General features: G+C 62.0%; 17 protein-coding genes and 1 tRNA gene. 10 read left to right on the top strand and 8 right to left on the bottom strand.

Annotated elements, in window-relative coordinates:
* Positions 1–8 precede the first annotated feature (8 nt).
* The gene (gene pstS / locus OGR47_RS10310; RefSeq protein ID WP_165048804.1) at positions 9–1,190 is read left to right on the top strand and encodes a phosphate ABC transporter substrate-binding protein PstS; all 1,182 of its coding nucleotides are present in this window, start codon (positions 9–11) and stop codon (positions 1,188–1,190) included.
* A 133-nt stretch (positions 1,191–1,323) separates the two neighbouring features.
* Here pstS and OGR47_RS10305 read toward each other — a convergent pair whose 3' ends face one another.
* Both OGR47_RS10305 and OGR47_RS10300 read right to left on the bottom strand, forming a co-directional pair.
* A complete protein-coding gene (locus tag OGR47_RS10305) occupies positions 1,324–1,581 on the bottom strand; it encodes a hypothetical protein (protein ID WP_165048801.1) in 258 nt (85 codons plus the stop codon).
* Positions 1,582–2,110: 529 nt separating this feature from the next.
* Positions 2,111–3,844, bottom strand: coding sequence for a DEAD/DEAH box helicase (locus OGR47_RS10300; protein WP_165048799.1), 1,734 nt, complete (start codon positions 3,842–3,844; stop codon positions 2,111–2,113).
* Positions 3,845–4,331: 487 nt separating this feature from the next.
* On the opposite strand from OGR47_RS10300, the gene rpsU reads away from it, so the two are divergent.
* The 3 genes from rpsU (at position 4,332) to OGR47_RS10285 (ending at position 5,595) form a co-directional block, all read left to right on the top strand.
* A complete protein-coding gene (rpsU, locus tag OGR47_RS10295) occupies positions 4,332–4,610 on the top strand; it encodes a 30S ribosomal protein S21 (RefSeq protein ID WP_165049170.1) in 279 nt (92 codons plus the stop codon).
* Between the two features lie 70 nt (positions 4,611–4,680).
* Positions 4,681–4,902, top strand: coding sequence for a hypothetical protein (locus OGR47_RS10290; RefSeq protein ID WP_165048797.1), 222 nt, complete (start codon positions 4,681–4,683; stop codon positions 4,900–4,902).
* A gap of 552 nt (positions 4,903–5,454) precedes the next feature.
* A complete protein-coding gene (locus tag OGR47_RS10285) occupies positions 5,455–5,595 on the top strand; it encodes a hypothetical protein (protein ID WP_165048795.1) in 141 nt (46 codons plus the stop codon).
* 385 nt (positions 5,596–5,980) lie between these two features.
* Here the strand turns inward: OGR47_RS10285 and OGR47_RS10280 are convergent, their stop codons facing one another.
* Both OGR47_RS10280 and OGR47_RS10275 read right to left on the bottom strand, forming a co-directional pair.
* The gene (locus OGR47_RS10280) at positions 5,981–6,328 is read right to left on the bottom strand and encodes a hypothetical protein (RefSeq protein WP_165048793.1); all 348 of its coding nucleotides are present in this window, start codon (positions 6,326–6,328) and stop codon (positions 5,981–5,983) included.
* Positions 6,329–7,110: 782 nt separating this feature from the next.
* Positions 7,111–7,186: transfer RNA gene (locus OGR47_RS10275), tRNA-Ala, on the bottom strand.
* A 159-nt stretch (positions 7,187–7,345) separates the two neighbouring features.
* Here OGR47_RS10275 and OGR47_RS10270 point away from each other — a divergent pair.
* The 4 genes from OGR47_RS10270 (at position 7,346) to OGR47_RS10255 (ending at position 9,796) form a co-directional block, all read left to right on the top strand.
* On the top strand, positions 7,346–7,633 hold the full coding sequence (locus OGR47_RS10270) for a YggT family protein (RefSeq protein ID WP_165048791.1): 288 nt from the start codon (positions 7,346–7,348) through the stop codon (positions 7,631–7,633).
* Positions 7,626–7,949, top strand: a complete 324-nt coding sequence (locus tag OGR47_RS10265) for a DUF167 family protein (protein WP_165048789.1) — start codon at positions 7,626–7,628, stop codon at positions 7,947–7,949. The genes OGR47_RS10270 and OGR47_RS10265 overlap by 8 nt, the downstream gene beginning before the upstream one ends.
* Before the next feature lie 4 nt (positions 7,950–7,953).
* On the top strand, positions 7,954–9,012 hold the full coding sequence (locus tag OGR47_RS10260; RefSeq protein ID WP_165048787.1) for a MaoC family dehydratase: 1,059 nt from the start codon (positions 7,954–7,956) through the stop codon (positions 9,010–9,012).
* A 280-nt stretch (positions 9,013–9,292) separates the two neighbouring features.
* Complete coding sequence (locus OGR47_RS10255; protein WP_165048785.1) at positions 9,293–9,796, top strand: PRC-barrel domain-containing protein; 504 nt, start codon at positions 9,293–9,295, stop codon at positions 9,794–9,796.
* Positions 9,797–9,849: 53 nt separating this feature from the next.
* On the opposite strand, the gene OGR47_RS10250 is transcribed toward OGR47_RS10255, so the two are convergent.
* The 4 genes from OGR47_RS10250 to OGR47_RS10235 all read right to left on the bottom strand — a co-directional run bounded on the left by OGR47_RS10250 (position 9,850) and on the right by OGR47_RS10235 (position 13,505).
* Entirely contained in the window at positions 9,850–9,984 is a 135-nt protein-coding gene (locus tag OGR47_RS10250; RefSeq protein WP_256367612.1) for a hypothetical protein, read from the bottom strand.
* A gap of 61 nt (positions 9,985–10,045) precedes the next feature.
* Positions 10,046–11,551 carry a replicative DNA helicase gene (locus OGR47_RS10245; protein ID WP_165048783.1) on the bottom strand — a complete coding sequence of 502 codons (1,506 nt, stop codon included), beginning with the start codon at positions 11,549–11,551 and terminating at the stop codon, positions 10,046–10,048.
* 353 nt (positions 11,552–11,904) lie between these two features.
* Positions 11,905–12,468, bottom strand: a complete 564-nt coding sequence (rplI, locus tag OGR47_RS10240) for a 50S ribosomal protein L9 (protein ID WP_165048780.1) — start codon at positions 12,466–12,468, stop codon at positions 11,905–11,907.
* Between the two features lie 50 nt (positions 12,469–12,518).
* On the bottom strand, positions 12,519–13,505 hold the full coding sequence (locus tag OGR47_RS10235; protein ID WP_165048778.1) for a DUF2232 domain-containing protein: 987 nt from the start codon (positions 13,503–13,505) through the stop codon (positions 12,519–12,521).
* 252 nt (positions 13,506–13,757) lie between these two features.
* Between OGR47_RS10235 and OGR47_RS10230 the strand changes: the two genes are divergently transcribed.
* Both OGR47_RS10230 and OGR47_RS10225 read left to right on the top strand, forming a co-directional pair.
* Complete coding sequence (locus tag OGR47_RS10230; RefSeq protein ID WP_165048776.1) at positions 13,758–14,159, top strand: copper resistance CopC family protein; 402 nt, start codon at positions 13,758–13,760, stop codon at positions 14,157–14,159.
* 66 nt (positions 14,160–14,225) lie between these two features.
* Positions 14,226–14,792 carry a Uma2 family endonuclease gene (locus tag OGR47_RS10225; protein ID WP_165048774.1) on the top strand — a complete coding sequence of 189 codons (567 nt, stop codon included), beginning with the start codon at positions 14,226–14,228 and terminating at the stop codon, positions 14,790–14,792.
* The last annotated feature ends 2 nt before the right edge of the window (positions 14,793–14,794 follow it).

Below are 14,794 nucleotides of genomic sequence, written 5' to 3'. Positions count from 1 at the left end.
GCACTGTCATGACGTCTCGTGTTGGAGTCCTTCCGGCAAAGGCCGCGGGGCTCGGAATCGGCGCACTTCTGGTTGGCGCGTTTGGCTTTGTGGCGACAGCGGCGGCCGTCGAGCTTCGCGGCGCCGGCGCGACCTTCCCAGCGCCGCTCTACAAGGCCTGGATCGAGCGCTTTCATAAAGAGCATGCCGGCGTCACGCTGCGTTACGAGCCAGTGGGCTCGGGCGAGGGCATTGCGCGCTTTACCGCCGGCGTCGTTGATTTCGCGGGAAGCGACGTCGCCGTTCCGACAACCAGCGAAGACCGCTCAGGCGGCGTCGGCGCACAGTTTCCTGTTACCGCCGGCATGGTGGCGCTCGCCTATAATCTGCCAGGCGTGGCGGGCCAGCTGAAACTGCCGCGAGACGTCTACGCGGATATTTTCCAGGGTAAAATCCGCCGTTGGGACGATCCCAGAATCGTGGCCGCCAATCCTCAGCTTCGTCTGCCGGCGCGCGACATCGCCGTGATCGCGCGTGAAGAGTCCAGCGGGACCACTTTCGCATTCACCAGCCATATCGCCACGATCAGCCCCTCCTGGGCCGAGAGCGGCATTGGCGTCGGCAAGAAGGCGTCCTGGCCGGCGTTCGTCGCCGCCGCCAAGGGGAATGAAGGCGTCGCTGCGCTCGTGAAGCGCCGGGAAGGCGCCATCGGCTACGTCGAATATGGCTATGCGAAGCGTGTCGGCCTTCCGGTGGCCGCGCTGGAGAATAAAGAGGGCAAGTTCGTCGCGCCGTCGCCAGAGGCCGGCGCCGCGGCGATCAACCAATCTTCCTATCTGGGGCTGGGAAATCTGAAGGCCTCGATTCTCGATCCCTCGAGCCCCGGCGCCTATCCGATCGTTTCCTACAGCTGGCTGATTTTGCATTGGGACTATCCGGCGGAGCAGCTGAGGACGGTCTCCGCTTTCGTTGATTTCATACTGGTCGACGGCCAGAAGATGGCCCTCGAGCTGGGCTATGTGCCCTTGCCGGCGCCTGTGGCCTACCGTGGCAAGGCCGTGCTTGCGCGCATCTTCCCAAGCGAAAGCGGGGAGGGCGCCGTCGCTTCTGCTGGCGCGCCCGCGGCGCCCAGCGCCTCGCCGGAGGGGGCGCTCGAAGAAAGCGCGCCGCCGGCGGCTTCGCCGCGCCTGCGCAGGGCCGTGCGTCCCTAGTGCGCATTCCGCAAAAGTTGCAGACTTTTGCGACAAGAATGCGCTCCGATAGATTGATTTTGCGCGAACGCTTATCGCTCGCACGATTCCACGCGAGCGGAAGCGCGCTAAGAGATAATCCCTTCGCCTCGCTTCATCGGCAGGCGCAAATAGGATCTGAGTAGCAGTTGCAGCTGCATGCGCCTTGGCGCTCGCCGCAAGACTGAGTATACAAATGACCGTTGCATTCGATCGAGCAGGACTGCTGCGCCACTTCCAGGCGCTGGCTATGGTTCGGCGTTGCGCGGTCTCCGCTCTGCAAAAAACCTGAAGATTTTTCGGCAGCGGAGCTGCTGGCCGTCAAAGAGACGATAAGCAAACCACTTACGATCAGCGATTTGAATGTCAGCATCTCGCCCTCCCTGAAGCTGTGCGTCATGCCAGGCGGCGATCTCGTATATAGGGCGCGCTATTGTTTGCCGATAACGCGCCTGCTCGCCGCTGCCTCGAAGCAACTCAGCTGATGCCCGATGAGGGGTTTCGACACTCTTTCGAACCGCCGCCTTCACCGACAAAAAGGATTATGCGATGCGCTCAACTCTAGCGCCCTTTTTTGTCTCGGTAATCTCGAACCGCATTTTATTTCGAGAGCCATACATCTTGGCGGCGTTGCGGACGCGCTCAAATGAAACCCCGAGATAAACATACGCGTCGCCACGGCGATACTCGTTGAAGCCGTAGAGATAAGACGACCGCTTGCTTGTCACTCTAGCCACTCGTTTCTCCTGTTAATGCGCGAGCCCGAACCGGAAGACGCTGTAGCATCTTATCGGGTTCGGGCGGTTCCAGGCCAACTATGGCCAATGCTGAAGATAAGAAATCGGATTGCTTAATAAAAGATGCTCAAGGGCTGGTCACCGATTCTCTATCGGTCCAATCCATCACTGCGTTTTGTTCCGGCTTCTTTTTTGATCCCTGCTTTTGGGTTCTTTTTGGCTTTGAGGCTTGGCGTCATTGCGCGACTTGCCCCCCGACGAGCCCCCGCTCAATCGCTCGACACGGATGTTGTCGCCGCCAGGACGGCGCATGTTCGCGGCGAATTGCGCTGCGACCCGCGACGAGATTTCGACTTTCGTTTCATGGTCGAAAATACGAATGACGCCGATATCCTGCCTTGCAACGTCGCCTTTTCGGCAGAGCATCGGCAAGAGCCATTTGGGATCGGCGTTCTTCTTGCGGCCGATATCGAGGCGGAACCACACGCCGGGTTCGGACAGGCCGACTGCAGGCGGGCGTTTCCGAGCGTCGTCGCACATCTGAGCGGCAGAGAGCCGCGGCTTGCGCGTGTCGCGGCGGGCGGGTTCCTCCCCGGGATCCACGACCTCCTCGATCGACGGAAGACGGGAGCGGTAGAGTCGGACCAGCGCCGCGCCGATCTGCTCCGGCGTTCGTTCGGCGAGAAGCAAGCCCGCCACGCGAAAGTCCTCTTCCGCGGGCGGTTCCGTCAGAAGCGGATCCTTCAGCATGCGGCTTTGGTCCAAGTCGCGGATTTCCTGGGCTGTTGGCGGCCCGCTCCAATGCGCGCCCACGCCCGCGTCCGCCAGCAGCCGCTCGGCGCGTCTGCGCCGCGAGGCGGGGATGAGCAGCGCGCTGACGCCCTTGCGGCCGGCGCGGCCGGTGCGCCCGCTACGGTGTTGCAGGGCTTCGACGTCATGCGGAAGGTCTGCGTGGATAACCAGATCCAAATTCGGCAGGTCGATGCCGCGAGCGGCCACATCCGTCGCGATGCAGACGCGCGCCCGCCCGTCGCGTAGCGCCTGCATGGAGTGGTTTCGCTCATGCTGGCTCAATTCGCCCGACAAAAGCGTCGCCGAGAAGCCGCGTTCGAGCAAGGTCGCGTGCAAATGCCGCACGGACTCGCGCGTATTGCAAAAAACGATCGCCGTCGGCGCCTCGAAATAGCGCAGGAGATTGGCCGTCACGAATTCGGTCTCGTTCGGCGCCACACGAATCGCCCTGTATTCGATATCTGCGTGGCCCCGCGAACCTGCGGCGACGTCGATCCGCTTCGCGTCGCGCTGATAGCGTCTGGCGAGCGCCGCGATGCCTTTCGGCATGGTGGCCGAGAACATCAAGGTGCGTCGCTCACGCGGCGCCGCTTCCAGTATGAACTCGAGGTCCTCGCGGAATCCGAGGTCGAGCATTTCATCGGCTTCGTCGAGGACAACAGCCTTGAGCATCGCCGCCTTCAACCCGCCGCGCTCTATGTGATCGCGCAGGCGTCCCGGCGTGCCGACGACGATATGGGCGCCCTCAGACAGTTTGCGTCTTTCGAGGCGCGCATCCATGCCCCCGACGCAAGAGACGATGCGCGCCGACGCGTATTGATACAGCCAGCCGAGTTCGCGCTCGACCTGAAGCGCAAGCTCGCGGGTCGGCGCAACAATGAGCGCGACGGGCGCGCTTGCGTCGGCGATCTGCCCCGTGTCGCCGAGAATCGTCGGCGCGATCGCCAATCCGTAAGCGACTGTCTTGCCTGAGCCGGTCTGCGCCGAAACGAGCATATCGCCGACGTGGCCCTGCGCCAGGACCGCGGCCTGAACGGGCGTGGCCGCGGTGTAGTTGCGCTCTTCGAGCGCACGGGCAAGCGCGGGGCTCGCTTCAAAGAAAGTCATTGCGTGAGGTGCCTGGACAGTTAAGAGTCGACGCCGACAGGGCGCTTCTGTCGTGCGTGGATAGCGGCGAATCACCGTCAGCGTACGGTGACAAGAGCGTCAGGGGCGAGGAAAACCAGGAAACTGCGGCGCAGCCGCATGCTGGTTAAGGCCATTTAGGCTTAGCCCTTTTGGAGCACGCTTTGATCCTTCGCGCAACCGCGGTCTTCCCTGCGCTTTCGCTAAAACGCGGCAATATAGGCCCAGCCCGCCCAAAATGGGTTCAAGGCTGCATTGCCGCGCTCGCGCGTTAGCGACTGGCGCTTACTGGCGCATTACCGTACAGGAGAGGGGACAGGGGCGTTCGGTCGATCGAACGTGAAGTCCCCCACCCTGAGATCTTCCTGATATCCGCGTTCTCGCAGCTCTCGCTTCGACGCCGGAGCATCGGGACGCGTCATAGATGTCTCACCTAAGAGACGATCCCTCTGTTCAGATTGGAAAACTCGTGCAGGTTCTGGTTCGCGACAACAATGTCGATCAGGCGCTTCGTGTGCTCAAGAAGAAGATGCAGCGCGAAGGCGTCTTTCGGGAAATGAAACTGCGCCGCGCCTACGAAAAGCCCTCGGAGAAGCGCGCGCGCGAAAAGGCGGAAGCTATTCGCCGCGCCCGCAAGCTCGCGCGCAAGCAGGCGCAACGCGAGGGGCTCTTGCCCATGCCAAAGAGCAAGGCCCGCCCCACGAAGCCGCGTCCTGCGGCGCCTGCTGCAGCAGCTCAGTCCAATTGATGCTATGCCGGCCACGCGACGTGGCCGGCCGCTAATCGATAGCGTCCTCCCACCATAGGAGAGTCTAACCATGGCCCGTAAACCCGCTTCGAAGAGCGAATTCGTGCTCTTCGACGTCATCTACGAAGATGGCACCCAACGCTCCAATCGCCGCGTTCCGAAGGAGATTCTTGGCGGGCTCGACGGCGACGCGCCCGCGCGCGCAGCCCTCGAAGAGCAGGATCGCGAGATCTCCGAGCGCTCGGGACAACCGCTGGCCGCGATCAAGACGGTGCGGCGCTCGTCGTCCTGAACCGTTGGGTGAGAGACCGGCGCCTCACAAATGTGTAAAGGCGCTTCTCGCCTTAGGTTCGATCCGCACTGGTAAGCGGCTTCCCAGCTTGGATTTGATTCCAGATTGTCCAGCGGAACAGCTCGGCCCCGGATTCGTCAATAGCGCGAACCGCTTCGGGCCATTCCCAGATATTGGGGTTTGCGCGCCTGTCAGGAAGCTCCTTCTGCGCCCATGAAATGAACGCCTGTTCATGGGGGAATGGCGGTATGGACACACTCCCCACCAGGCGCCCAACCCCACCGCCAATGGCTAATTTGTAAAACTGGACACGGGCCATTTTCGCCTGCGCTTTCCCGACAAGCATGCGAGGGAAGATTGGTGGGCGCCATCCGTGGTCAACCCTACAAAATTCAAATTGCCGTCTGCGGCGTCGTAACGAAGGCCACGCCATCTTCGTCAACTGAAGGCGACGCTGGCCAAAGGCAGGCGGGACGACCGCCAGGCGATTGAGCGACATTGTCACGGACGCAAAGGCTCCGCGGGCCCAAACAGATCAAGAAGAGGGCCGCCATGAATTACAGACTTGCCATCATCGTCCTGGGCGCCGCGATGTTTATCGCCGCGATGATCCCTTATGCCTACAAGCCGAGGTGCGCGACGCCCGACTGCCCGCCGGAGCCTCCGTATTTTGGTGAGCGCGGCAGCCGCTAAGGCGGACAGCCGCAACGGGTTTATTTACGGCAGAGGTCCGCCTGCGCCACTCTCACCTACCGCGCTTAATCGCGATAGCGGCGCTCACCAGAAGCAGAAGACCGGCAAAGCTCCGTATTGAAAGCAATAGTGCGTCGCTCCTCGTCGCCAAGCCCTGAACGACGCTCCCGGCGCCGAAGAGTCCGCAAAAGAGTATGAAAGCCCGGCGCTCTTGCCCGACCGGGCGCCAGTCGCGAGACAGGGCGCGGCGCATGCAAATTCCGCCGATGCAAATCATGATGAATGCGAGGATGAGAGCGCTCACGCCGGTCCTGCTTTCCCCAACCTCACAGCCGCTCACCGCCATTCTTGGGGGTGAACTCGACGCCTGCCGCTTCCTGGATAGTCAGTCTCGGCGAAGATCCAGGCTAACCACGTTAGGTCCTTCGGTAACCGCGATCGTCGCAGTCTGCTTACTCGTACGCCTCAGCGTAGCCTTGCCTCCCCGAAAGGCAAAGGACAGGGTCTGCCCATTGTCGGAAAATTTTGGGCTCTCCGCATCGAGGTAGTCATTGCGCCAGTAGAAGCCAATTACAGTGGCGCCTACGATAATGATCTGCGCGGTCACGCCATTTTGGGCGCCGCCCCATGTTCCATCAAGACCGTGCTTTTCTTCAGCCCTGCCAGGCAGGCCAAAAAGAAACGTTGCCCCAATTCCCGCGGAAAAAGACCTGCGATCAATCGCCTTTTGCATAGGGTTCCAGCGCTCCCTTTTCGAAATGCGCTACTTTTGTCCGGTCCTTTCCGCAAAGGCGCGCCGAACCCGCCGCCGTTCTCCGCGACGAAGTAGACGCCGGCAGATCCGAAGGCGGAGCGGTGACCTTTTTCGGACTTGGCTCAAATCGTAATTTAGTCTCCGTAGATCACTTGTTCCCAGTTCAAATGGTTGCTCAACCAATGCTTCCCTGTGCGAAGATCATGGGCGCCAGCGGTAACGTATCCACCTATTCCTTGTATTTCCTCGACCGTCGTTACGAGCGGCGTTCCGTGGTAAAGAAATATGATGCATGCCGCGCCAGTGGCGCCGTGTAGCTGAGATAACCAATTCTCGATCCGTTCGAATATCTCGCTAGGCGTATTCGATACATGCGCCGTGTCTATGATAGCGATAACATATGGGAGGTTTAGCGCTCCGTGTTTAAGAAAGACGCGATCAACGGGGGCCATATGGCCTATTTCCACGTATCCCTTATTAGTGAGTCTCGTGTTTAGCCATTCGTAAAACCTGGCGGTATCTTGGGGAGGCATGGTGGTGTCTCCTTTTCTGCGGTCAAAATATGCTGGTGACCGTTACCATTTATGAACATAGCACATTGGCGGCGTTCGCGGGCTCGATCGTTGGCGTGTAGCCGGCGAGGTGGGGGAGGGCAATTTTCGAAATGGCGCGCGTGCTTCCCCGGCGCCACCCCAGCCAAAAAGCGCCCCGGCCGCTCGTAAGGCGGTTCTTTCTTTGCCTTTGGTTTTGTTGGGGTCTTTTGGTGGAGCTGGGGGGATTCGAACCCCCGACCTCTGCAGTGCGATTGCAGCGCTCTCCCATCTGAGCTACAGCCCCGCTCCGAGGCGGGTGGATAAACGTCGCGACTTTCCCTGTCAATCGCCCATCGCCGCCGAACGTCATTTTTCGCACACAAGCTTGCGGCGTCGCAAAGGTTGCCGCGCGGGGGCGGGGAGGCTAGGAAGGCGGCGAGCCCATCATTTGCGGGACGAAGGCATGTCTTACGCGGTTGCGAATCTGCTTCTCACTATCATCGACCTCTACTGGTGGGTGTTGATCATCTCGGTCATCCTGTCCTGGCTCGCCGCCTTCGACGTGATCAACATGCGCTCTCAGGCTGCGCAGATGATCTGGCGCGCGGTCGACGCCCTCACCGAGCCGGCGCTGCGGCCGATCCGCTCGGTTGTGCCGGCATTCGGCGGCCTCGACGTCTCGCCGCTGATTCTGCTGCTCGCCTTGCAGTTTCTGCGCGACGTGATCTCCCGCACCCTGGTCTATGGCTGAGCCGCCCTGGTCGGCTGAGCCCGACGGCGTCACGCTCTGGCTGCGATTGACGCCCAAGGGCGGACGCGACGCCATAGATGGAATCGAGACGCTCTCGGATGGCAAAAGCGTGCTCAAGGCGCGGGTGCGCGCCGCGCCGGAGGACGGGCGCGCCAACGCCGCTCTGATCGAGCTGATCGCCAAGGCGCTGTCGGCGCCCAAAAAAGCGGTGACGATTCGCTCCGGCGAAACGAGCCGCGTGAAGAAGCTTTTCGTCGCGGGCGACCCCGCGCGCTACCTCGATGCGCTGGCAAAGCTGGCGCCAACAAACGGCTAGAGAGATGAGCAAGTCGAAAATCAACGTCGGCAATTTTTTCGAGGACTTCAAGATCGGCCAGGTGCTGCGCCACGCCGCGCCGCGCACTGTCACAGTCGGCGAAGTCGCGCTCTATACGGCGCTCTATCTGCCGCGTTTTGCCGTGCAGTCCTCCAAGGCCTTCGCCCAGGCGATCGGCTATCAGGAAGCGCCGATCGACGACATGCTGGTCTTCCATCTCGTGCTTGGCAAGACGGTCCCGGATGTCTCGCTGAACGCCATCGCCAATCTTGGCTATGCTGATTTCAAATTTCTAACGCCCGTCTATCCGGGCGACACGCTCGACGCGACCTCCGAGGTTATCGGCCTCAAGGAGAATTCCAACAAGGAGACCGGCGTCGTCTATGTGCGCACGACCGGCAAGAATCAGCGCGGCGAGACGGTGCTCTCCTACGCGCGTTGGGTGATGGTGAAGAAGCGCGACAAGGAGGCCCCCGTTGGCCCGGCCGTCGTGCCCGAGCTGCCGAAGGCCGTCTCGCCGTCCGAGCTCGGCAAGGCCGTCCCGCCGCTCAATATCGCGGCTTACGACAAAGCGCTTGCCGGCTCGCCCTTCTTCTGGCGCGACTATGAGGTGGGCGAGAAGATCGACCATATCGACGGCATGACGGTAGAGGAGGCCGAGCATATGCTCGCGACGCGCCTCTACCAGAACAACTCTAAGGTTCACTTCAACCAGTATTATGAGTCGCAGGGCCGCTTCGGTAAGCGCATCATCTATGGCGGCCATGTGATCTCCATGGCGCGCGCGCTATCCTTCAACGGGCTGGAGAACGTGTTCCACGTCTCGGCTGTGAATGGCGGCAAGCACGTCAATCCGCTCTTTGCCGGCGGCACCATCTTCGCCTGGAGCGAGGTGCTGGATAAGGCGGAGATTCCCGGCCGCACCGACATCGGCGCGCTGCGCCTGCGTCTCGTCGCGACCAAGGACAAGCCCTGCGCCGAGTTCCCGCTGAACGCCGCCGACGGCAAGCCGGATTCGGCGGTGCTGCTCGATCTCGATTATTGGGCTGTGCTACCGCGGTAAGCCGTTGCACGCCGGATCGTCATTGCGAGGAGCGACGCGACGAAGCAATCCAGGGCAGCTAAGGCGGCCCTGGATTGCTTCGCTTCGCTCGCAATGGAGTCCCCGAATCGCTCGTCTCCCGCTCCCCGCCAAGCTAGGAACAACGCCCGAGCCCGTCTGTTGTAGGGGCACGTGAAACAAGTCTCACGTGCACTCGAGCCTCGAAGAGCGCGAAGTCGTGAAAACGGGCGTGCGAAGTCGTGCGCTCGGAATTCGCGCTTGCGACGACGGAGTAACTGACATGTTCAAAGCGATTATGTTCGCGGCTGCGCTGGCGACGGCGGGCGCCGGCGCCGTCTACGCCCAGGCCACGGGCGGCACATCCGGTGGAACCTCCGGCACGACCATGGGGCCGGGAGCCGGGTCGAGCATGCGCGGGCTGAACGCTACGGGCGCGATGACAGGCGCCCCGGCGCAGATGATGACGACGCTGCCGCAGCATGCGACGGCTGTCTCCAATTGGTACGATCAGAACGTCTATGATCAGCAGGAAAATAAGTTGGGCGAGATCAAGGACATGCTCCTCGACCGCGAGGGCAAGGTGCAGGCGGTGATCGTGTCGGTCGGCGGATTCCTCGGCATGGGCGAGAAGGACGTCGCTGTCGCCTTCGACGCCGTGACGCCGACTCAGCGCGAAAACAAGTTCTGGCTCGCGATGAACGTCAACAAGGATCAGCTCCGCGCCGCGCCGGGCTTCCGCTATGACCGTTCAAAACAGGCATGGACAGTGGCGTCTCGTGACTGACGCCGCGTGAGAGGCTTTACGGAGAGGCTCCGCCGCGATGCGGCGGAGCCGGTTTATTGATCCGCTTCAATCAGGCGACGAGTCGTTGCGAGCGGCAAGAAGAGGCTGTTTGACGTGTTGGCGAACGGCTCAAAGAGATGCTTTCGGTAAAATGCCGCCGCTGCATCGTCTATCGCGTCGACGATCATCGCATGCGCGCCAATGGGTGAAGCGCAGATTCTCGTGAAGATCCGGTTTAAGCGCCGCGCCTCACACCGGCGCCGGCAGCTTGTCCTCGTCCGCAAGGTTGGAGAAGCGCGTCACCTCGGCCTCGAAGGCGAGCGGCACGGTGCCTGTCGGGCCATGGCGCTGCTTGCCGATAATCGCTTCCGCCCGTCCATAGGCGCGCTCCATCTCGGCTTGCCACTGAATGTGCTCTTCCGTGCCTTCGCGCGGCTCGCGGTTCTTCAGATAATATTCCTCGCGGTAGACGAAGAGCACAACGTCTGCGTCCTGCTCGATCGAGCCAGATTCGCGCAGATCCGAGAGCTGTGGGCGTTTGTCGTCGCGCGCTTCGACCTGACGCGAGAGCTGCGAGAGCGCGATGACCGGCGCGTTCAGTTCTTTGGCGAGCGCCTTCAAGCCCGTGGTGATTTCGGTGAGCTCCTGCACGCGATTGTCGCCGCGTGACTTGGAGCCCGAGAGCAGCTGCAAATAGTCGACGACGAGCAGATCGAGTCCCTTTTGACGTTTCAGACGTCGCGCGCGGGCGACAAGCTGCGCAATCGAAATGCCGCCGCTCTGGTCGATGTAAAAGGGAATGCTCTGCATCTCGCGCGACGCATCGACGATGCGGCGGAAGTCTTCTTCGTTGAGATCGCCGCGGCGGATTTTGTAACTCGCGACGCCGGATTGCTCGGCGATGACGCGCGTCGCCAATTGTTCGGCCGACATTTCGAGCGAGAAAAAGCCGACGATGCCGCCGTTGATCGTTTTGTGCGAGCCGTCCGGCTCGGTCTCAAATTGATAGGCCTTGGCGATATTGAAGGCGATGTTCGTCGCGAGCGCCGTCTTGCCCATGCCAGGGCGGCCGGCGACGATGATGAGGTCGGACTTCTGCAGGCCGCCCATTTTCTCGTCGAGATCGACGAGCCCCGTGGAAACGCCCGAGAGATGGCCGTCGCGCATATAGGCGCTCGACGCCATGTCGATCGCGATGGTGAGCGCGTCCGCGAAACGCTGGAAGCCGCCTTCGTAGCGGCCGGTCTCGGCGATCGAATAAAGCTTGCGCTCGGCCTCTTCGATCTGCGCGCGCGGGCTCGCGTCGACGGGCGAGTCGAAGGCCGTGTTGACGATGTCCTCGCCGATGCTGATGAGCTCGCGCCGGGTCGCGAGGTCATGGACGATGCGGCCGTAATCCTCGGCGTTGATGATCGTTGTCGCTTCCGCCGCGAGGCGCGCGAGATAGGCCTGTATGGTGACGCCGGCCGGCAGCTCGAGGTCGGCGAGAAAGGTCTTCAGGGTGACGACGGTCGCGAGCTTACCGGCGCGAATGAGCTGGCCGGTCGTTTCAAAGATGCGGCGGTGGAGCTCTTCGGAGAAATGCTCGGGCTTTAGAAAATCCGAGACGCGGTCGAAGGCGTCGTTATTGACGAGAATCGCCCCGAGCAGCGCCTGTTCGGCCTCGATATTGTGGGGCGGCGTGCGATAGGCGGGCGTCTCGGGCTGCGCGACCTGAAAGGCGCGCCGGCCCGCCAATTGTTCGATTGGCGGCATAGCAGCTCGTTTAAGTGCGAATGAAATTCCGAGGCTTTCAAACACGCGACGCGGAAGCCGGCGGGATCGAATGTGACCTTCGCATGAACGAGCGACTGGCGCCAGATTTGACTCTTAAGCGAAGGTTTAGGCGGGCAAGTTGCGAGTCTTTTCCACAGAGCGTCAAAAGAATCTGACGGTGGGTGAGATAGCGCTTGCCAGCAAGGGCGAATCAGATTGCGAGGAGCGAAGCGACGCGGCAATCCAGGGCAGCGATGGGGCTCTGGATTGCTTCGATGCGCTCGCGAGGAGCATAGAAAAAGCCCGGCGGTCTTGCGAGCGCCGGGCCGAAAACCAAAAGCAGGAAGAGCTTCTTACAGCTCCACGTCGCCGGCTTCCGCCAGCGCCGCGCCGATCTCGAGGCCAAGATCGTCCATCGAGGTCTCTTCGCGGGTCGTGGCCGATTCTCCGCGCGCCTGGCGCTCGGCTTCTTCTTCCGAGCGGGCGACGTTGACCGTGATCTTGACGTCGACCTCCGGGTGCAGATGCACCGGCACGCTGTGCAGGCCCAGCGCCTTGATCGGGTGCGTCAGCACGATCTGGTTGCGGTTGAGCGAGAAGCCGCCGGCCGTCGCGGCCTCGGCGACGTCGCGCGTAGCGACCGAGCCATAGAGATGGCCGCTCTCGCCCGCCTGGCGGATGATCACGAAGGTCTGCCCGTCGAGCTTCTCGGCGACCGCCTCAGCTTCCTTCTTAGCTTCGAGATTGCGCGCTTCGATCTGAGCGCGCTCGGTCTCGAAATGCTTCTTGTTGCCTTCCGTGGCGCGCAGCGCCTTGCCGCGGGCAAGGAGGAAATTGCGGGCATAGCCGTCGCGCACGCGCACCGTTTCGCCCATCTGGCCGAGCTTGGCCACGCGTTCGAGCAGAATGACTTCCATTTTCTTCTTCTCCGAGAGTTGGCGCCTTTGTCAGGAAAATCCGGCTTCTGTCAATCGCTTTTCGCCGGATTTTGAGGCGCCGCGGCCGTCTTGCGGTCGCGATAGTTGAAGATTGTGTCGGCGCCGCCGAGCACTGTGAGAGGCACGATCGGCCATCCGAGGAAGCCGAGCATGAAATAGAGAATGGCGAGGACCAATGCGCTGGACTTGGAGCCGCGCAGGAAAATGTGAACGACGGCGAGGCCCTGCAGCATCAGCAGCAAGCCCATGGCGGCAGCCAGAACCAGACCGATCGCCCCCGACGGACCAGGGAAAAACGTCAGCGCGAGGCCGGCCAGGAAAAGCCCGCCCACGCTGCGGGGAAGACGGAACTCCATAGCGATGTCCGGCCATGGGCGGGTCAGAAGCCCCGAGGCGCGGGCGATGACGGCGCCGAGCCAGATATTGGCGACAAGCACAAAGAGCCCGTAACCCGCCAGAAAGGCGGGCACGGCGAGGGCGACATGGCCTGAAAGCTCGGTCGGGTTCAAGGATTCGGGCAGCTGCTGCTCGCGCCGCATATTGTCGAGCAGAATGAAAGCGCGGGCGCGGATCGGGTTGAGCGCCTCGTCGAGCGAGCCTTGGCTGACGGAGGCGACGACGAGCCATAGGATGACGGCGAAGGCGATGGCGCCGCCGGCCGCGAGACAGGCCCAGCTCGAAAAATTCGCCCGTATCAGATCGCGGCCGCCGCGCGGCGCGCCCGACGCCGCATAGGCGGCGAGCCAGGCTGGGCCAGCGACCAGCAAGCCATAGCCCATGCCCACGACCGGATGCGGATAGACCGAGAGGATCAACGTTGCGAGAATCGCCGAGGTCGCGCCGTGAACGACCCCGAAGCCGAAGGCCACGATGAGAATAGGCAGTGGCGCGAGATGCGCGAAGACGAGCCCGCCGACGCCGCCGCGCGTGACGACCAGCGCGATCGTCGCGGCGGCGAGGCCAGCGAGGATCGATACGCCGATATTCTGCAGCGAAAAAACGCTCTTGTCTGGCACGGGCGTCAGCTTCCGGGTCGGGGTTCGCGGCCCACCCGCATGATACGGCGCGGTCAAGCCAAAAAGCGCCGAAACGGCCTTTCGGCCGGCGGCGCATCTCGTCCTTCTACCGTTTCGCCGCCGATAGGGCAAGAGCCGGGGGCGGGCGGCTCCTTCTTAGAGAAATTCAAAACTGGCTGCGAACGAACGGCCCAGCCGGACGTTAAATTCGCGAAGGCCGCGGGAGGTCGTGGCCAAGCAGGAGAAAAGCTCATGATGCTGCCTCAGACGATCGCCGTTGCAGCGTTCGCCTTGGCCGCAGCGCAGGTTCCGGCCCTGGCTCACGCTTATCTTGTCGACTCGGTTCCCACGAAGAGGCAGGAGGTCATGCATCCGTTGTCGCGGATCAGGCTGACCTTCTCAGGAACCGCGGATGCTCATTTCTCCGTCGTGAAGCTGACGGACAACAACGGCGCTGTGATTGCCGAGACAACGCAGCCAGAGGCCTCGCGGGAGATGATTCTCCCGGCTCCGATGCTGAGGCCAGGGCCATATAAGATTTCCTATCGGGTGCTATCCGCCGATGGCGATATTGTGGAAGGAAAGCTAGATTTCGTCGTGCGCGCCGTCGCGGACCCGGCGCCGGTTTTTGAGGATATGCGGCCGCAAAGTTGAGGCGGCCACGGCTCCTCGCGGCGCTGCGCGTCTTATGATAGGCTGCGCCCGAGGAGCCGTCGCTTCATGCCGTCCGCTATGACCAAAGCCGCCGAAGGATATTACCGCCGCGCCTTCACGGTCGACGAGATTATCGCCATGCAGGACGCCGGCATCATTTCCGAAGAAGAAAATTTCGAGCTGATCGAGGGGGAAATTGTCCCCAAGGGACCGAAGTATTCCGCTCATGAGCTGATTAAATCAGAACTCGGCATGGCGCTTTCCAAAGCCTGCCCGGACACTCTGAGGATCGGCTTCGAAAGTTCCTTCTTCTTGTCTCCGAGCACTTTCGTCGAACCGGACATCGCGGTCTATTCGAAGCGACTCCGGACCCAGGACGTTCGCGGCTCCGATATTTTGCTCGCTATCGAGGTTGCGGCCACGAGCCTCGCCTATGATCTCGATCTCAAAGCAAAACTCTACGCGCGCCATGGCGTGCGCGAATACTGGGTGGTCGACGCCAATGAGCGCGTGGCCTTCGTTCATCTTGGCCCGAGCGAAACGGGCTGGGGCAGCGTGACCCGCAAGGGCGCGGAAGAGGTTCTCTGCAGCGCCGCCGTCCCGGATTTTGCTTTCCGGCTCGTCGACGCCTGAGG

The organism is Methylocystis sp. MJC1 (assembly GCF_026427715.1).
In the GTDB taxonomy this organism is placed as follows: domain Bacteria; phylum Pseudomonadota; class Alphaproteobacteria; order Rhizobiales; family Beijerinckiaceae; genus Methylocystis.
This window is presented reverse-complemented; position numbering and strand designations above follow the sequence as displayed.